General features: G+C 45.9%; 18 protein-coding genes. 6 read left to right on the top strand and 12 right to left on the bottom strand.

The features are described 5' to 3' along the window. Window positions 1–7: 7 nt before the first annotated feature. The 5 genes from NIES593_RS18750 to NIES593_RS18770 form a co-directional block, all read right to left on the bottom strand. On the bottom strand, window positions 8–517 hold the full coding sequence (locus tag NIES593_RS18750; protein WP_073601027.1) for a MamS/MamX family magnetosome protein: 510 nt from the start codon (window positions 515–517) through the stop codon (window positions 8–10). 142 nt (window positions 518–659) lie between these two features. Continuing rightward, window positions 660–1958: an NAD(P)/FAD-dependent oxidoreductase gene (locus tag NIES593_RS18755; RefSeq protein ID WP_073601028.1), complete on the bottom strand. Its 1299-nt coding sequence runs from the start codon at window positions 1956–1958 to the stop codon at window positions 660–662. 70 nt (window positions 1959–2028) lie between these two features. Continuing rightward, the gene (locus NIES593_RS18760; RefSeq protein ID WP_073601029.1) at window positions 2029–2949 is read right to left on the bottom strand and encodes a sulfite exporter TauE/SafE family protein; all 921 of its coding nucleotides are present in this window, start codon (window positions 2947–2949) and stop codon (window positions 2029–2031) included. A 73-nt stretch (window positions 2950–3022) separates the two neighbouring features. After that, the gene (locus NIES593_RS18765; protein WP_073601030.1) at window positions 3023–3724 is read right to left on the bottom strand and encodes an MBL fold metallo-hydrolase; all 702 of its coding nucleotides are present in this window, start codon (window positions 3722–3724) and stop codon (window positions 3023–3025) included. Between the two features lie 25 nt (window positions 3725–3749). Then, window positions 3750–4202, bottom strand: coding sequence for a protein tyrosine phosphatase family protein (locus NIES593_RS18770; protein WP_073601031.1), 453 nt, complete (start codon window positions 4200–4202; stop codon window positions 3750–3752). 523 nt (window positions 4203–4725) lie between these two features. Between NIES593_RS18770 and NIES593_RS18775 the strand changes: the two genes are divergently transcribed. Continuing rightward, window positions 4726–6411, top strand: coding sequence for a serine/threonine-protein kinase (locus NIES593_RS18775; RefSeq protein ID WP_073601032.1), 1686 nt, complete (start codon window positions 4726–4728; stop codon window positions 6409–6411). Between the two features lie 110 nt (window positions 6412–6521). On the opposite strand, the gene NIES593_RS18780 is transcribed toward NIES593_RS18775, so the two are convergent. Both NIES593_RS18780 and NIES593_RS18785 read right to left on the bottom strand, forming a co-directional pair. Next, on the bottom strand, window positions 6522–8015 hold the full coding sequence (locus tag NIES593_RS18780) for a UDP-N-acetylmuramoyl-L-alanyl-D-glutamate--2,6-diaminopimelate ligase (protein ID WP_073601033.1): 1494 nt from the start codon (window positions 8013–8015) through the stop codon (window positions 6522–6524). Between the two features lie 66 nt (window positions 8016–8081). Next, the gene (locus tag NIES593_RS18785; RefSeq protein WP_073601034.1) at window positions 8082–8348 is read right to left on the bottom strand and encodes a glutaredoxin family protein; all 267 of its coding nucleotides are present in this window, start codon (window positions 8346–8348) and stop codon (window positions 8082–8084) included. A 170-nt stretch (window positions 8349–8518) separates the two neighbouring features. Between NIES593_RS18785 and NIES593_RS18790 the strand changes: the two genes are divergently transcribed. The 5 genes from NIES593_RS18790 to NIES593_RS18810 all read left to right on the top strand — a co-directional run bounded on the left by NIES593_RS18790 (window position 8519) and on the right by NIES593_RS18810 (window position 11612). Further along, window positions 8519–9601, top strand: a complete 1083-nt coding sequence (locus NIES593_RS18790; RefSeq protein WP_073601035.1) for a glycosyltransferase family protein — start codon at window positions 8519–8521, stop codon at window positions 9599–9601. A 69-nt stretch (window positions 9602–9670) separates the two neighbouring features. Continuing rightward, on the top strand, window positions 9671–10243 hold the full coding sequence (locus NIES593_RS18795; RefSeq protein ID WP_073601036.1) for a hypothetical protein: 573 nt from the start codon (window positions 9671–9673) through the stop codon (window positions 10241–10243). A gap of 31 nt (window positions 10244–10274) precedes the next feature. Then, on the top strand, window positions 10275–10658 hold the full coding sequence (locus NIES593_RS18800) for a hypothetical protein (protein WP_073601037.1): 384 nt from the start codon (window positions 10275–10277) through the stop codon (window positions 10656–10658). A gap of 136 nt (window positions 10659–10794) precedes the next feature. Continuing rightward, window positions 10795–11214: a secondary thiamine-phosphate synthase enzyme YjbQ gene (locus NIES593_RS18805; RefSeq protein ID WP_073601038.1), complete on the top strand. Its 420-nt coding sequence runs from the start codon at window positions 10795–10797 to the stop codon at window positions 11212–11214. Then, window positions 11211–11612, top strand: coding sequence for a RidA family protein (locus NIES593_RS18810; protein WP_073601039.1), 402 nt, complete (start codon window positions 11211–11213; stop codon window positions 11610–11612). Before NIES593_RS18805 ends, NIES593_RS18810 begins: the two co-directional genes overlap by 4 nt. Before the next feature lie 205 nt (window positions 11613–11817). Here the strand turns inward: NIES593_RS18810 and NIES593_RS18815 are convergent, their stop codons facing one another. From NIES593_RS18815 to NIES593_RS18835, 5 genes are all read right to left on the bottom strand, one after another. Beyond that, window positions 11818–12339, bottom strand: coding sequence for a ComEA family DNA-binding protein (locus tag NIES593_RS18815; protein ID WP_073601040.1), 522 nt, complete (start codon window positions 12337–12339; stop codon window positions 11818–11820). Further along, window positions 12336–12740, bottom strand: a complete 405-nt coding sequence (locus NIES593_RS18820) for an NINE protein (protein ID WP_073601041.1) — start codon at window positions 12738–12740, stop codon at window positions 12336–12338. The genes NIES593_RS18815 and NIES593_RS18820 overlap by 4 nt, the downstream gene beginning before the upstream one ends. 158 nt (window positions 12741–12898) lie before the next feature. Then, window positions 12899–14218, bottom strand: coding sequence for a TRAP transporter large permease (locus NIES593_RS18825; RefSeq protein ID WP_073601042.1), 1320 nt, complete (start codon window positions 14216–14218; stop codon window positions 12899–12901). Beyond that, window positions 14215–14778, bottom strand: coding sequence for a TRAP transporter small permease subunit (locus tag NIES593_RS18830; RefSeq protein ID WP_073601043.1), 564 nt, complete (start codon window positions 14776–14778; stop codon window positions 14215–14217). Before NIES593_RS18830 ends, NIES593_RS18825 begins: the two co-directional genes overlap by 4 nt. Before the next feature lie 85 nt (window positions 14779–14863). Then, a complete protein-coding gene (locus NIES593_RS18835) occupies window positions 14864–16033 on the bottom strand; it encodes a TRAP transporter substrate-binding protein (RefSeq protein WP_073601044.1) in 1170 nt (389 codons plus the stop codon). Window positions 16034–16352 lie beyond the last annotated feature (319 nt).

Here is a 16352-nt window from a genome sequence, read left to right on the forward strand (position 1 = left end):
TGATTTTTTAGGGGCGATCGCGAAAACCTGAAAATTCCTTCCCAGAACTTCCCGATTGCTGCCATCTGCGCCAGCCGCTCCAGACGGGAAAGCCATTGTCATCGCGCAGGGTCAAAACGCGATCGCCCCTCCTGACTCGGGCGGCTATAATGGTGGGTTGTCCTAAAAACGTCACTCTGGAGCCTTTTATCTCAATCCTATCTCCGACTTGAATCTGGACATCCTGGTTATCTAGATACCAAGCTGGACCGAGGTGAACGGAAACCTCTCGATTATTTTGGCTGCGTACCCTTAAATGCACGCCACCAGACATCCTCCTCATCGGCGTAATGGTGTCTATGGCAACCACTTCTCCAGTAAGAGTTTCAACTGTTTTGGGGTTATACATGCGCTGATACTGTCCCCCCCAACCCCAACCCCCGCTGCCTCGGCCCATTCGAGGTTGAGCGAGGACGGTTGGAGCTACAAGCAGGCTAACCAGCGAAAGCGTTGCAATTAGAGTTCCAATCCTTTTCATAAATTTGTCCCTCACTAAGATCTACTGACAATAGAAACTCGGAAAAATGAGGAATTTGTGAGGTTGTAGGGCGTTATACCAATTTTCAGGTTTTCGCGATCGACTATCTGTGTCATTAATGAATGAAAAATGGTATTATCCATCAAGCTGTTGGATGACTGAGACTGAAGTCAGCAGGCAAAGGCTCTACTAGCATCAGTCCGCTTGCCCGCAATATCCAGCGCTCGAACCACGGTATTGCCCACCCCACCCGCATCTTGTCTAGGAAATATTTCTCGAAAGCAGTCTTCATCCACGACACCCACCGACCTTTGAGAGCAATGGCGCGATGGCGACCTCCCGTAGTGCGAGAAGGAAGAAGTGGGTCGGCAACAAACAGAATTCCAGTATCGCCAAAATCGGCGAAACAAACTGCCTCAAGAGTCGGGACGATAGGTTCGCCTGCAACGACTCCCAACTCTAGGGCAATATTGCGAGCCACTGCCATTACCATTTCTTCGGTCATTTGTCCCACTTTGGGCACGCCGATAGGAATTGGAGTTGGTTCAAAAGGCTTGAGTTGGGTTACGACTCCCACGGCATAAATAGAGTCAAAGTCGGGATGGCGATAGGTAGGCAGCACGGGCACAAATCCTTTCGGGTCGGTCAATCCCGGTACTTCCCGCAAGAAGCGCGGTCCCCGAAAAGGCGGCAGCAGCATCGAGTACTTAAAAGGTAGCGTCCGCCCATCCGCCAAGTGGATGGTATCGGGTTCGATGCGGGCGATCGCGGCGTTTGCCATTACCTCAATCTCTCGCGCCGCCAATACCTGTGTCATCAATTCGCGGGAATTCGCCATCCCGCCAATGCCTAGATGTCCGATGTAGGGTTCCGGCGTTACTAAGGTAATTGGCACCTGAGAGCGCAATCCTTTACGCCGCAAAACACGATCGGCTAGCAGGGCAAACTCATAGGCGGGACCAAAACAACTGGCTCCCGGCGCGGCTCCCACCACTAACGCTCCTGGTTCCTGGAGGAATTTCTCCCAGGCTTCGCGAGCTAGCAGGGCATGAGCGGGAGTGCAGACGGACTGGGTATATCCCGTCTCTGGTCCCAAACCGGGCAATGCATCTAGTGCTAATTCGGGTCCGGTTGCAATTACGGCATAGTCATAGCTAAGAATCTCGTTTCCTACAGAGATCTGGCGAGACTGGGGAACGATGGCTGTTACTGTTCCGTGAATTAACTCAATTCCATGTCGAGGCACAAATTTGTCTAGATCTAACTGAATTCGTTTGAGCGATCGCAAACCCAATCCAACCCAGGGAAGTGAAGGGACAAAAGTAAACTTGGGGCGATCGGAAATTAGCGTAACCTGATGCTGGCGAGGTAACAAATGCCGCAGTTCGTAGGCGGCAGGCAATCCTCCCAAACCAGCACCAATGACGACAATGCGAGCCATAATATTAGCTCCTAAAAAGCGTTTTTAAAGATCGATGCGATCTACTTTTATTTTATTCTTATATAGTTATCTATTCGAGACGATTAATGTCTCTTGCAATAATTCGTGACTTCGATCTGTTCGTATCTGAGCGTCTAGCAGGTGGTGCCGATGACTGGTTTGTCGGCACGGGGCGGGAAGTCTGGGACGGACGAAAGGCAGTTCGGTTTTGCCAAAGGATAAAAGCAGCCATTGCCAACAGGAAGTAGCCAAAGGCTTTTTGCAAGTGTCGAGCATGAACAAATCGTACTAGATAGGCTCCGGCGACAATTCCCAAGCTAGCAGCCACGGCAAACGATGCCATCAAATTCCAATTGAGGGCGACGTGTCCCAGATAGCCTAGAAATCCAGCCGCAGAATTGAGGGTAATCACGACCAAAGAAGTGCCGATCGCTTGTTTCATCGGGACATTTGCCAGCAATACCAATGCAGGTACGATCGCAAATCCACCCCCCACGCCGACTAAACCAGTTAAGGCTCCTACGCTCAACCCTTCGGTAATCAGCCACAGCCAGCAATATTTGCAAACCGGTTTGGGATAGAGGGCTAAATCGGGACCTGTTGTTGGGGGAGGCGCTTCTGCCTGGGGACGCTTGCGAATCATAAAAACGGCTGCCAGCAACATCATGGTGGCAAAGAGCAACATTTGCATAGTGCCAGTCACGAACGGCAGGGTAGCTAGCCGCGCCCCACCGTAAGCTCCTAGCATGGTAGACAACCCGAAGGTAGCAGCCGTCCGTAAATTGACATTGCCCAGCTTCCAGTGAGGAATTGCGCCTAAGAGGCTAACCGTTCCTACAACCGCTAAACTCATCGCGATCGCCGATTTAGGAGGTACTCCCATCACGTATACCAGGGTAGGAACTGCCAAAATCGAGCCGCCCCCACCGATTAAGCCCAAGCTAATGCCAATCGCTGCTGCCAGAATATGACCGAAAATCCAGCCAATCACATGCTTACCTCCTGCTTACCTCCCTCGAACTGGTCGGTTCTCGGAGAAAATAAAATTCATAACGTTTTGTTTATTAAGCAGCAAGGTTCGCCAAGCGACCGCACATCTCATTAGCAGGAACGGCTTCCATCATTTTCTTAGGATCGGGCAAGTTTAGGTTGCCCATAAATTCGATAAAGCCTTCGCGAGTGCGCCCTACAAATCGGGGATTCCATCGTTTTTCCTCCCCGATTGTGGATACTGTATGACCTCGGTAATCGTGAGCCGGATAAACTAAAGTATTATCTGGCAATGCAAACAATCGTTGCGTCACCGAGTCATAGAGCGTACCTGCATCGCCACTCTGGAAATCCGTGCGCCCGCAGCCGCGAATGAACAGGGCATCTCCCGTCAACACGCGATCGCTGTTGACTAAATAAGCCATGTGGCTATCGGTGTGTCCTGGGGTAGCGATCGCTTTGATTGTCACCGATCCTAGTTGCAGTGTCTCTCCATCTTTAATATGGCGATCCGCACAGCTAGCCTGGGCGTGTTCGGGAACGATTCCCAAACATCCCGTCATCTGACGTAATTTATCGGTTCCTGTAATATGATCCGCATGGATATGAGTTTCTAGGCAGTAGCGCAGGGTTAGTCCTAGTTCTTGGAGAAGTTTGCGATCGCGCTCTACTTGCTCCAGTACCGGATCGACGAGAATGGCTTCTTTAGTATCGGTATCTGCGATTAAATAAGTGTAAGTACTGGTTTCTTGGTCGTATAACTGTCGAAATAACATCTTTGTTTCCTCCTTTTTTGAAAATTCAAGCCGCTTGCGAGTATTTTTCGACATAAGACTTGAAAAATGCTTTCATTTGCGGATAAGCACTGCAATCAAAACCAATTTCGCCTGCTTTCTCGAAAGCTTGCTCTGGAGTCAGCCCTTGCCGCGTCGCTAGGTACATCAATGTTATGGCACCTGCCCGCAGGGAAACGCCGCAGTGAATTAAAGCGGGTTTCGGCAGCGCGTCAATTTGCTGGAGTACTTGAGTTGTTATTTCCTCCGTCAATTCCTCTGCCCTGGGCACCGGAATGTTAGCGTAGTGCAATCCCAAGGCTTCCGCTTGTTGCCCCTCTTCGCTCCAATAACCCTGTTCGGCAGGCGATCGCAAGTTGAAGACAGATTTGAAGCCTTCCTGGGCTGCTTGTTGCAACTGCTCTGGCGTAATCTGTCCGGCTATAGCGAGCTGGTCGTTAATCTGCTTGACATTTTCCATAGTTGCCTCCTTTAATCTACGCAGGGATGAGCTGTAGAATTTAAACAGATCGCCAAAACAATTCACAATCGGCAATTGGATTGACTTTTAGTCATGAGTGAATAATTGCTCGTTGCAAATTAGAATGACTCTTCCTCTATTTAAGTCACTTAATTACTGTCCGAGGTACGATCGCTACCTCGACAGCCGCTATATTTATTTTATCGCTATAAAGTCATATAATCAATTTATTGATATTTCTTGAGAAACTAACTTCTGGGATTGTCTCTGAAAGCAGATGCTTACCGAGCAAGACTGCGATCGCCTATGACTAATATTCAAGCTTGATAAGATAAATAGTTTTTAAGAGTCAACCGAGCGCGCCATTGTTCCTTGTTTGATAAGCGATCGGTTATAATTGGTTTTATTTTACTAAAAAACGAGACAACTTTTCATAAAATTAACTATGCTGTAAATAGTAAAGATAGAGATTAGTATCAACAATTAATTGGGTATTTTTTGATAAAGTATTGTCACTTAAATTATGGTCGATCTTCTGAAAAATCGCTATCGAATTCTCCGTAGTTTGAGTCGCGGGGGCTTTGGGGAAACATTTCTAGCAGAAGATACGGATATGCCTTCTGTCCGTCGCTGCGTCATTAAAAAACTTATCCCGATCGCTAACGATCCTCAAATCTATCAGTTGGTTAAAGAACGATTTCAGCGAGAAGGTATTATCTTAGAAAAATTGGGCGAAGGCAGTTCGCAAATTCCCAGCTTATATGCTTACTTTGAAGAATCCGGTCAATTTTATTTAGTTCAAGAGTGGATTGAAGGGATTACTTTATCAGAGAAAGTTCGGCAGGAAGGAAAGTTGAATGAGGGTGTAGTTAAAGAAATTTTAATCAGTATTTTGTCAGTTTTAGATTACATTCACACTCAGCATATCGTCCACCGAGATATTAAACCAGATAATATTATTATTCGTGCATCTGACAATAAACCCGTTTTAATTGATTTTGGTGCGGTAAAAGAAACGATGGGTACGGTGATGACGACCTCTGAACACAGTACCTATTCAATTGCGATCGGGACTCCTGGATTTATGCCAAGCGAACAGATAGCAGGTAGACCCGTTTATGCTAGCGATTTATATAGTCTAGCCCTAACGGCTATTTATTTGCTAACTGGGCAATATCCCCAAGAGTTCGCCACTAATCCAGCAACAGGGGAGATTCTATGGCGACAGCATGCTTTGGGCACCAGTCCAGCTTTAGCGACTATTTTAGATAAAGCGATTCAACCCCATCCGCGCGATCGCTTCTTAAGTGCAAAGGAAATGCTCGCTGCGATTAAAAATGAAGTTAGAGCAATTCAAACTAGTTCTGCAAGTCCTACTGGTGTATCCACAGCAGTTGTATCGCCTGCTAGAGGCAATAGTAATTCACCGGTAACTAATACAAATTCTGGCGGTTTGAAAGATTGGCAAAAAGCTACTATTGTTGGTAGTATAATCGGCTCTTTTGTCATGGGAGCCTCGATCGTAAATAGCTATTTCAGTCGTCAATCCGAACTACAAATCTCTTCTTCAAATTCACCTAATAATTCTGAAGTTCAACCGCAAGAACAAAATACTTCAGAGGTTAATACTTCCCCTATTATTGAACCGACACAACCTAGCAAACCAGAAGCTGTTAATTCTCCTGCCGCACAACCGACACAACCAAGCGAACCAGAAGTTGTTAATTCTCCTACTTCACAACCGACACAACCAAGCGAACCAATAACTCAGAATTCCCCTCCCGTTCAACCGCCCAACGATCGCAACGAGAATTCAAAAACAGATAATTTACCTCCCAAACCGCCCAGCGATCGCAACGAAAATTTAACTAATGCGATCGAGGAAAATCAAGCTGCTGAGTTTGTTGAGAAGCTTTATGCGCTACTTTCAGACAAGAGATTTGATGAAGCTAGACTTGCCTATGGACCTCCATTAGCTGCTCAATTCGATCCCAATTTTTTTACTCAATTTGAAAGAGTGACAGTAGAAAATCTACAGGTAATTTCAAAGACAGATTCTTTGATTAATTTGATTGGCGAAAACACGTATTTTTATCCGGATGGTTCGACACAAAGAGAACAAAGAACCTATACTGTTAGAAATTTAAATGGAAAGTTAAAAATTACCAATTCTAAATTTGTTAAAGTGACTAAACTTAGACAAAATTAACAATTTTCCAAATGGTTTAGGGGGTTATTATAATAAGACTCAGTAATGATAGGCGAGCTTCTAGCTCGCACTACCTACCTATTATGACTAATTAAACAGATTTGATATTACTAGCCCAATCTTATAGACAAAGCTTCTCTTGCTTGTTCTCGGTCGTCGAAATGAATTTTTTCCGTGCCGAGAATTTGATAATCTTCGTGACCTTTTCCGGCAATAACTACTCCGTCGCCTGGTTTGGCATCCTGAATCGCCTGATGAATTGCCGTAGCGCGATCGCAAATTACTATCGGTTTAACCGATGGGGGAATGCCTGCCACGATATCTTGCAAAATCCCTTCGGGGTCTTCGGTACGGGGATTATCAGAGGTAACAACCGCGACATCGGCAAGTTTTGCGGCAATTTTCCCCATAATAGGACGCTTAGTGCGATCGCGATCGCCCCCACAACCGAACACGCAAATCATCTTTCCTGAAATAAAAGGTCGTGCCGCTTTGAGTAAATTCTCTAAACTATCGGGCGTATGGGCATAATCGACGATAACACCGATATCCTGGTTCTCGCTAATTTGTACCCTCTCCACTCGTCCGGGAACGCCTGGAAACTTGGGTAACTGTTCTATAACGGTTTCTAACTTCAAACCAAGGTGTAATACTGCTGCGACAGCAGCGAGAAGATTGGATAAATTAAATTGACCGACTAAGGGCGATCGAAAAGAGACTTGACCTACTGGGGTATGCATGACCCCGCTTACACCTGTAGATTCATAATTGAGTTGTGCGGTGTAAAAATCGGCAGTAGAATCGCTAACGCTATAACTCCAAACCTTGTCCGAATCTAGCGCTTCAATCAAACGCTTGCCATAGGGGTCATCTAGGTTAACGATCGCTCGACCTTTAAGATAATCGGGGCTAAATAACAATGCCTTGGCAGAAAAATAATCTTCCATGTCTTTATGGAAGTCTAGATGATCTTGAGTGAGGTTGGTAAACACGCCCACGTCAAACGAACACCCTTTCACGCGACCTTGTGCTAGTGCGTGAGAACTGACTTCCATGACTGCATATTGATTGCCTGCATCCCTAGCGGCAGCGAGTTGTGCTTGCAGTTGGGCAGCAAAAGGCGTGGTGTGAACCGCAGTTTGTTGAAAACCCGCCCACCGAGTATATAGCGTTCCCAAAAGGGCAGTCGGCAATTGAGACTGATTGAGGAAAAATTCGATTAAATGGGTGATTGTGGTTTTGCCATTGGTTCCCGTCACGCCAACCATCTTTAATTGCTGGGAGGGATAACCGTAGAAAGCTGCCGACCCGTCCGCACAAGCAGAAACCGGATCGGCGACTTGGATAACGCAAGCATCGGGCGTAGGCGGGTATTTGGCAGCTGATTGAGGGCTAATCAATGCTGCGATCGCACCTGCTTTTAGGGCACTCTGCCAGAATTCTCCCCCATCTACCCGCGTTCCTGGCATGCCAATAAATAAATCTCCAAGCTGACAAGCATGGGAGTTGGTACTAATTCCTTTTACTTCTTTATCTAGTGCCGGATGTTCGGGAATCTGGGAGATACCGGAAACCTTGGCTAACAAATCGCGCAGCTTTATCATAGCAAGACTCAGAGTGAGGATTTTTGATTTTAGATTATTAAAGAATTGTGCAAGTTCCGTCTAGTTTTATGACTCTGGCGATAAATATTTTTGTAACAATTGCTCCAATTGTTGCACGGAAGCGCGAGGAGAAGGTCGGGGAAGCGGTTTTTCGACTCCTGAAAGATTTTGACACAACACGGGAACTTCATATTGATATGCCTCGAACCATTCCGGACGAGTGGTGATATCTCGGACCTCTAGTTCAAAAGCGATCGCTTTTACCTGTTGTAACTTTTCCAGTAGCCCTTCGCATAGATGACAACCGGGTTTGCTATACAAGATTAACTGCATTGGCTTTTTATATTATTCCGTTGAATTGATTTTCTTATGGTAGGGTAGGTTTCCAAGCTTTCTTTTACGGGTAATGCTAGCTTTTAGACCAATTTGAGATTACCTAGCGCGACACAAAAACCCAATGTCATTTTAAAATTGCTTGGGGATGTTTCTTTTAGCTTATCCCAATGACTCGACCCGTTCTTTACTTCGCCATTACTAGCCATGGTTTCGGACATGCCGTCCGCGCCTCCTCTGTTGCTGCCCAGATTAAACAGCTTTATCCCGACATACTCCTAGTTCTGGTGACGACTGCGCCTCGTTGGTTGCTAGACTCTTACATCCGGGGAGATTTCATTCATCGCCTACGCGCTTTTGACGTGGGAGTTATCCAATCGGATAGTTTGACCATGAATAAAGCTGCCACCCTGGAGAAAATGAAGCAAATTCGCGCCGAACAAAGGTCGATTATTGCCAGTGAGGTAAACTTTCTGCGCACCAATCGAGTCGGATTAATTTTGGCAGATATTCCAGCTTTAGCGGCACCAATGGCGAAAGCGGTAGGTATTCCCTGCTGGATGATGGGCAATTTTGGCTGGGATTTTATTTATCGCGATTGGGGAGAGGAATTTACAGAAATTGCCGATTGGATTAGCGAGTGCTATCAACAATGCGATCGCACCTTTCGCCTTCCCATGTGCGAACCGATGACTTCTTTTAACAATATTACCGATACGGGCTTAACGGGCGGTATGCCTTGCTATAGCGAAACCGAACTACGAGAAGCATTTAATTTAAAAGCACCTCGCGAGAAAACCATTTTGCTTTCTTTTGGCGGACTGGGACTGCAACAAATTCCCTATCAAAATCTACAACAATTTCCCGATTGGCAATTCATTACCTTCGATCGCAATGCTCCCGATTTGCCCAATTTACTAAAAATTACAGGAGAATATTATCGACCCGTCGATTTTATGCCTCTTTGCGGGCGAGTCATTTCCAAACCTGGCTATAGCACCTTTGCCGAAGCTATATGTTTGCAAGTTCCTATCGTTTCCTTAACGAGAGAGGATTTTGCTGAAACCCCCTTACTCTTAAACGGGATTCAGAACTACGCCCATCATCAAATTATTGCACCAGAAGAATTCTTCCAAAATAGCTGGGAGTTTCTCCGTCGCGATCCCGATCCTCCCCTTCAATCTGCATCTCTCCCGACTGATGGAACGGAAGTCATTGCCCGCGCCGTTATCAACTATTTTAATCTTGCCTGAATAGGGATTAAGCTAGAGATGGGAGTTTTTTAGCAAGGTTTATTAAAAGAGTAGAGCGATCGAAAACCAATGACGGTCATCCATCATATTTTTGCCCAAAAGGCACAACAGTTAGACGAAATACAACAGTCCAAAGAACACAAGAAATCCGAAGAGCTACAAGGAATTCGTTCCTCTGCTACCCTAGAATTAGCAGCTCAGGATGTTCGTACTGTAATCGAAGAGCAAAAACAGCAAAGCCATCTTTTGACCACTAAGCTAAATATTTTATTTGTTGTCAATGGTGCTTTACTAACTTGTTTAACTATTACTCGGTTGGTTTTGCAACCCAGTGTATTTAGTTTTGGAGAAATTCTGGGATTTTTTATTAATTTCTCGTTGTTAATTAATGCTTTTCTGCCTCGCCAAGTAGCAGTTAGTCCCAATTTAGGAGATACAAAATTTTTGGAAAGATATCTTGCTTTAGCACCCGAAGAATATAAATTGCAAATGATAGTCAATCAGGTAGCAACCTACAACACCAATAAACAGCGACTCGATGATATTTCACAGTCTTTAACTTATTCGGCTTATGTAACTTGGACGATAGCTTTTATAATCTTATTGCACATGGTGTCATTTTCTTTTGCCCGAAGAATCTAAGAGAATAAATTGATAGGAATAGCTTATAAGTATGACTTCCAAATTTACTCATACCAACTCAGAAAAAGATGTTAGTAAGGAATCGGAAGAGATAACTTCTGCATCTGTAGAGGAGGTTGTATCTGTAGAACCAGTTAAATCGACACCAACAGAAACTCCGGAAAATCGCATCGAGTTACCCAAACCCGATGCCGAAAATATTACAGTGTTGACTGATAAGCTACCAAATAAGCCAATTTTGCCTTGGAATCGCTATGATTCTCCTTGGGAAGAGTCAGAAAATCAAGAAGAAACGGGATTGAATTCTCCTGAGAATGCAGCAGAAATTTCTGAGGGAACAGCATTAAATAATGCTACCGAGGCAGAAACAGGCAACTCAGTAACGGATAAAACTGAGTCCGACGAAGTGGATTGAAGAAGGCTTTCATGCAAAAGGCAGAAGGCAGGAGAGACTTCTAAGACGAGGAGACTAGGAGACAAAAGGGAGTTGGGAGAGTTGGGGGGCAATTAATCCAAAATCCTTTCATCCAAAATCGAAAATCCAAAATTAAATGAATCACTATCAAAAAATTCTCTCAATCCAAACTACAGGCAAATCTCTACATAAAATCACCCATAAAGTAGAAGCGATTGTCGCTCAATCGGGAATCGAAACGGGATTGTGTACGCTTTTTGTCCGGCATACTTCTGCTTCTCTAGTGATTCAAGAAAATGCCGATCCCGACGTGTTGAAAGATTTGGCAAACTTTTTTGCTAAATTAGTGCCTGAAGACCCTACGCTTTATATTCATAAAGCTGAGGGATCCGATGACATGCCAGCGCATATTCGCTCGGCACTAACCCATACTTCAGAACAGATTCCCATCGCTAGAGGAAAATTAGTTTTAGGGACTTGGCAGGGAATTTACTTATGGGAGCATCGTCAATGGAGCCATCATAGAGAAGTTGTAGTACATATCAGCGGAAAATGAACGATCGCAAAATTATTCGCACTGACAATGCACCCGCACCCGTTGGTCCCTACAATCAGGCGATCGCAGCTAGCGGTCAAATGCTGTTTGTAGCTGGACAAATTCCCCTCGATCCTCAAACTGGAGATATTGTAGGAGCAGGAGATGTCGCCAAGCAAACGCAACAAGTAATGGCAAACCTGGAAGCCATTCTCAAAGCAGCGGGTGCGAATTGGGAAGATGTAGTGAAAACGACCGTCTTCCTAACCGACTTAGAGAATTTTGCCGCTATGAATCAAGTTTATGGCGGGTATTTCAGCGAAGGCAATGCCCCCGCACGCGCCTGCGTCGAAGTTTCTCGCTTACCTAAAGATGTTTTGGTAGAAATCGAGTGCATCGCCGTTGTCGAGAATCGATGAAGGCGATCGCGAACCATTTCTCGTAGGCAAGAATCGCCCGCGATCCCAACAAAAACTCTGCTATCCAGAAGACAGTTGAAATTTGGACATCATACCATTTTTCATTCATTAATGACAAAGACAGTCGATCGCCCTCACCCCCAACCCTTCTCCCTATTTGGGAGAAGGGAGAAGAATGTCGAGCGCGAAAACCTGAAAATTGGTATTAGAACTGAAAGTAGTGCATTAATTGAGAGATTAATCGACCATCTAAAACAAGTCGGCGCTGTAGATCGGCTAAATTGCGATAAACGCCATTTTCTTGTCGATTTTGAACGATTAATTCAGCTAAAGAAGGTTTGAGACCAGGAATTTGTTCGAGTTGTTCTGTCGAGGCAGTATTGGGATTGATGCGCCTAGGAGTTAAGAGACTCTCCGTGTCGGAGTAGCCGAAGAATAAGATAGGTTTGAGGGGTTGGAGACGTTGTACGGGTACGTTAATGGCTGCGGCAATATCTTCTATGCAGAGAAACTGAACGCCCATGCCTGTAAGTTCTACTAACGTTCGTGCTTGGTGGATAGAAATACCGGGCAATCTGAGCCAATCATCGACGCTGGCATGGTTGGCATCGATTTGAATGCCAAGTTCGATCGCGATCGCAACTTCTTCGAGAGATTGAAAGCGATAGTAGGGATCGCTCAAAATTTTAGCGCGGATTTTTTGCCAATTCGGGTTCAGCCATTTCATGCAATGCGATCGAGCAGTTGGCGGCGTTTTTGTTCGAATTCGTATTCCGATACCAATCCATCTTCGCGCAAGCGATCGAGTTCTCGCAACGCTTCGGCAACTGCGCCGATTTGCAAGGGAGCGAATCCGCCTAAATTAGTGCTAGCGATGGGTTGGTTATTGAACTGACTATTAAATTGCTCTGAATCTTGCACTAAATACCATACCGCATCGATCGCGCTAGCAATTCGCGGAATTGGCGTACTCCATAACAGAAGATAAATTACTCCCCATAGCGGCTGTCCTAGATAAAATTTATGTACTCCCGCGATCGGTATTGGCAAAACTGTCGCTAATAGTGCCAGGATAACGGCGACTTTGCGACTTTTAGGCTGGTTGAGTAGTTTCCCGACAAATTCCATGAACCCTCATGTCTCAAAGCGATCTTAATTAATAACTTTAACGCTTTTGGACAAAACAAACTCGGCGAGTAGTGCGAGCTTCTAGCTCGCTACTTCCTTAAAAGCGAGCTAGAAGCTTGCACTCCCTAACTCCCTTATCTAGGACTGCTATGGCAGCCTCACTCAAACAGTAAATTTGGCAGAAAATAGACTAAATTGGGAAAAATCATCACTAGAAGCATGACTGCCAACTGTAGAGCCATGTAGGGATACATGCCAGCAAAGATCTGATTAATCGTAATGTGTTTCGGGGCAACTCCCTTGAGATAAAAAGCTGACATGGCCACAGGAGGAGATAAAAAAGAGGTTTGTAGATTCAGTGCATTCAAAATCCCAAACATCAGCGGATCGATATCGAAGCGATCTAGCAGGGGCAAAAAGATAGGCATGAAAATGACGATAATTTCCGTCCATTCCAGGGGCCAACCGAGTAGGAAAATAATAATCAAGACGACAATCAGGAATAAGGTTGGCGGTAAGCCCAACCCCGTCACAAACTGCTCGATCGCGCTCGAACCGCCCAACAAAGCAAACACGGCGGCAAAGATGCTAGAACCGATAAATAACCAGCAAACCATTGCCGAAGAACGCATGCTTAGATAGACGGATTCTTTGAGATTTTGAAAGGTTAGCTGGCGATGGAAAGCTGCTAGCACTAAGCCACCAATTGCGCCTACGGCAGCCGCTTCGGTGGGCGTGGCGACTCCGAAGAGAATTGCCCCTAAAACAGACAGAATCAGGACTGTAATTGGCAAGAAGGAGGTAGCCAACATCCGCAAAAGCTTCGGCAGGGGAACGGTGCGCTCTTCTTTAGGGAGCGCTGGTCCCAAGTTGGGGTTCGTGTAGACTCGAACCAATAAATAGATTAAGTAAGATAGCGACAACAATAAACCGGGAATGAACGCTCCCGCATAGAGTTTGGGCACGGAAACGCCCGCAGTAGCTCCGTAGAGGATCAGCAAGACGCTGGGAGGAATGAGAATTCCCAGCGTTCCTCCGGCGGCAACGATCCCAGTGGAAAATTTCACCTCGTAGTTGGCACGCAGCATTGCAGGTAGCGCCAGCAAGCCCATCAGAGTAACGGCAGCCCCGACGATGCCAGTCGCCGTCGCAAAGATCGTGCAAGTCAGCAAGGTTGCGATCGCAAGCGATCCCCGAATCGGTCCCATCACAAGCTGAATGCTTCTGAATAAGTCATCCAAAATGCCAGCCCGCTCGATAATGTAACCCATGAAGATAAACAGCGGGATCGCCAACAAGACATCGTTGGTCATGACCCCATAAGTACGCTGTACCAACAGCTCGAATACGAGCGGTCCAGCGCCGATGAAGCCAAAAATCACGCCTAAGCCCATGAGGGTAAAAGCAGTAGGAAAACCCAGCAAAATCGCCAATACCATCACGATTAGCATGATAACGCCGAGAACTTCTTGACTCATAGCTGGCTCTCCTTGGTCAATTTGCTTTCCGTTTCCTCAACATCGGCGAGGCGTTCGGGCCAAGCGCCCGTCCTCAGAGCTTGAATGCAGCGAATAATTTCCGCAATGCCCTGAAGAAGCAGTAAAATGCCAGCCACCGGGATAACCGCCTTAAAGAGATAGATAGGCGTTCCCACTGTCGTGACGCTAGACTTTTCCTGAATGCTCCAGGAATCTGCGGCAAAGTCGAATCCATACCAGACCAGCGCTAGAACGCCGGGGATGAAGAACAGGAAATAGAGCGCTAAATCCAAAGCGGCTTGCGCTCGCACGGGCAGGCTGCGGTGAAACATATCCCCTCTGACGTGACCGTTGCGAGACAACGTGTAGGCTCCACCCATCATGATAAAGGTGCCGTACATGATGTAGCTCGAATCTACCGACCAGTCTAGCGGCACCCTAAAGACGTAGCGGGCAATGACACTGTAAGCAGTCACGACCGTCAAAGTCAAAATCAACCAGGAGAAGAGTTTCCCAATCCAGCTATTCAAGCGATCGATCCAAAATAAAAAGGGTCTCACGAATGCCTCCTAGAAGATGTCTTAAGCCTTCAACCCGTGCGATTGTTCTAGGTACGTACTGACTTATTGATAGCAAGGAGTCTTGCTACGCTTGCGCTTCTTTAAAGAAATGATCGTAAGCAGTTTTGTTCTCAACCATAATTTCTAGGCGACTGGATGCAACTCGCTTAGCCCAAGCCCGTTGAGAATCAATGACTTTCTTGAAGAAGGGATCGGCTGATTCTTTGGCAATCACTTTATCCCAGGCTTGGAGTTGAGCCTCCAAAATCGATTTAGGCGTTATAAAGACTTTAACGCCATTCTTCTCAATTGTTTCGAGGTCTTTGCTATTGCGATCCATCATCTTCCAGGTAAAGTCGGCAGACTGAGCCATGGTGGCATACTTGATAATGGCTTGTAAGTCCGGCGGCAGGCTGTCATACTTGCTCTTGTTCATCTGAAGTTCCAGCATCTCAACGGGTTGGTGATAGGACTGTAACATCAAGACTTTGCGAACGTCTGGAAATCCGAGTCCTTCATCGGAAGAGGGATTGCTGAACTCGGCTGCGTCAATTACACCCCGCTCCAGACTGGAAACAATTTCACCGCCTGGAATAAACTGGGATGCGGCTCCCATATCCTTAAAAACGTCGAGAGCAATGCCAGCGGTACGATACTTCAAGCCTTTGAAATCTGCTGGCGCTTTAACCTGTTGCTTAAACCAACCCAAGGGTTGAGTTGGTACGGGCCCGTGGAAAAAGGAAATAACGTTCTTTTTAAGTTTTGTCTGGATCAGCTCGTTGTAAAGCTCTTGACCGCCGCCATAGTGAATCCACCCCAGCATCATCTCGGCATCCATCCCAAAAGAGGGACCCGTTCCAAATAAGCTCGCAGCCCTATTTAAGCCAAACCAATAGGCTGGGAAGGCATGTCCGCCATCCAAGGTTCCTTTATCTACCGCTTCTATCAACTGAGTGGCACTGGCAACCGATCCTGCTGGTAGGATGTTAACTTTTAGTCGTCCGCCAGACATTGCCTCGACTTTCTTGCCCCAATCGAGGAAGATTTCGTGGAAGATATCTTTCACGGGCCAGCTACTCTGCATCCTCAAAGTAATCGTTTCTCCGGTTGCAGGACTATTTGTAGTCGATTGAGTGGTTTGAGCAGACTTATTTTGTCCGTTTTGAACGGCACCGCTGCACGCTGCTACAAAAGCACCTACTGCACCTGCTGGAATTAGCTTCAATATTTTTCGGCGAACTGATTGAATAGACATGGCTTTTTCTCGGAAAAATGGCTATTAATAACGACAAACCAGACTGGATTCAAACTTTTTTGTCAAAATGAATTTCCAGTGTTTGTAGATAATCTAGTACGATTCCAAATCGATCGGGTTATCGAGGTGGACGTATTGCGTCAATAGCGAATTAAGATACTCGAAAATATGCATCATAACTATCGATCGCGTTGTAACTGTACGGTCTAACTCTGCAATTTTTGGCATCTACTGGATGAAAGCAGTTGAATGCCACGCTAGGTTTGAATTTTACCGTATCAATGCAACAAAAATAGACGATCGCTCCCAAAAAGTTTTT

The organism is Hydrococcus rivularis NIES-593 (genome assembly GCF_001904635.1).
In the GTDB taxonomy this organism is placed as follows: domain Bacteria; phylum Cyanobacteriota; class Cyanobacteriia; order Cyanobacteriales; family Microcystaceae; genus Hydrococcus; species Hydrococcus rivularis.

Bases quoted from the DNA above. Each gene is read 5' to 3' on its own strand.
- NIES593_RS18775 (WP_073601032.1), top strand. From the start codon at position 4,726: ATGGTCGATCTTCTGAAAAATCGCTATCGAATTCTCCGTAGTTTGAGT.
- NIES593_RS18810 (WP_073601039.1), top strand. From the start codon at position 11,211: ATGAACGATCGCAAAATTATTCGCACTGACAATGCACCCGCACCCGTT.
- NIES593_RS18805 (WP_073601038.1), top strand. From the start codon at position 10,795: ATGAATCACTATCAAAAAATTCTCTCAATCCAAACTACAGGCAAATCT.
- NIES593_RS18780 (WP_073601033.1), bottom strand. From the start codon at position 8,015: ATGATAAAGCTGCGCGATTTGTTAGCCAAGGTTTCCGGTATCTCCCAG.
- NIES593_RS18820 (WP_073601041.1), bottom strand. From the start codon at position 12,740: ATGGAATTTGTCGGGAAACTACTCAACCAGCCTAAAAGTCGCAAAGTC.
- NIES593_RS18785 (WP_073601034.1), bottom strand. From the start codon at position 8,348: ATGCAGTTAATCTTGTATAGCAAACCCGGTTGTCATCTATGCGAAGGG.
- NIES593_RS18815 (WP_073601040.1), bottom strand. From the start codon at position 12,339: ATGAAATGGCTGAACCCGAATTGGCAAAAAATCCGCGCTAAAATTTTG.
- NIES593_RS18790 (WP_073601035.1), top strand. From the start codon at position 8,519: ATGACTCGACCCGTTCTTTACTTCGCCATTACTAGCCATGGTTTCGGA.
- NIES593_RS18795 (WP_073601036.1), top strand. From the start codon at position 9,671: ATGACGGTCATCCATCATATTTTTGCCCAAAAGGCACAACAGTTAGAC.
- NIES593_RS18825 (WP_073601042.1), bottom strand. From the start codon at position 14,218: ATGAGTCAAGAAGTTCTCGGCGTTATCATGCTAATCGTGATGGTATTG.
- NIES593_RS18835 (WP_073601044.1), bottom strand. From the start codon at position 16,033: ATGTCTATTCAATCAGTTCGCCGAAAAATATTGAAGCTAATTCCAGCA.
- NIES593_RS18770 (WP_073601031.1), bottom strand. From the start codon at position 4,202: ATGGAAAATGTCAAGCAGATTAACGACCAGCTCGCTATAGCCGGACAG.
- NIES593_RS18765 (WP_073601030.1), bottom strand. From the start codon at position 3,724: ATGTTATTTCGACAGTTATACGACCAAGAAACCAGTACTTACACTTAT.
- NIES593_RS18750 (WP_073601027.1), bottom strand. From the start codon at position 517: ATGAAAAGGATTGGAACTCTAATTGCAACGCTTTCGCTGGTTAGCCTG.
- NIES593_RS18800 (WP_073601037.1), top strand. From the start codon at position 10,275: ATGACTTCCAAATTTACTCATACCAACTCAGAAAAAGATGTTAGTAAG.
- NIES593_RS18755 (WP_073601028.1), bottom strand. From the start codon at position 1,958: ATGGCTCGCATTGTCGTCATTGGTGCTGGTTTGGGAGGATTGCCTGCC.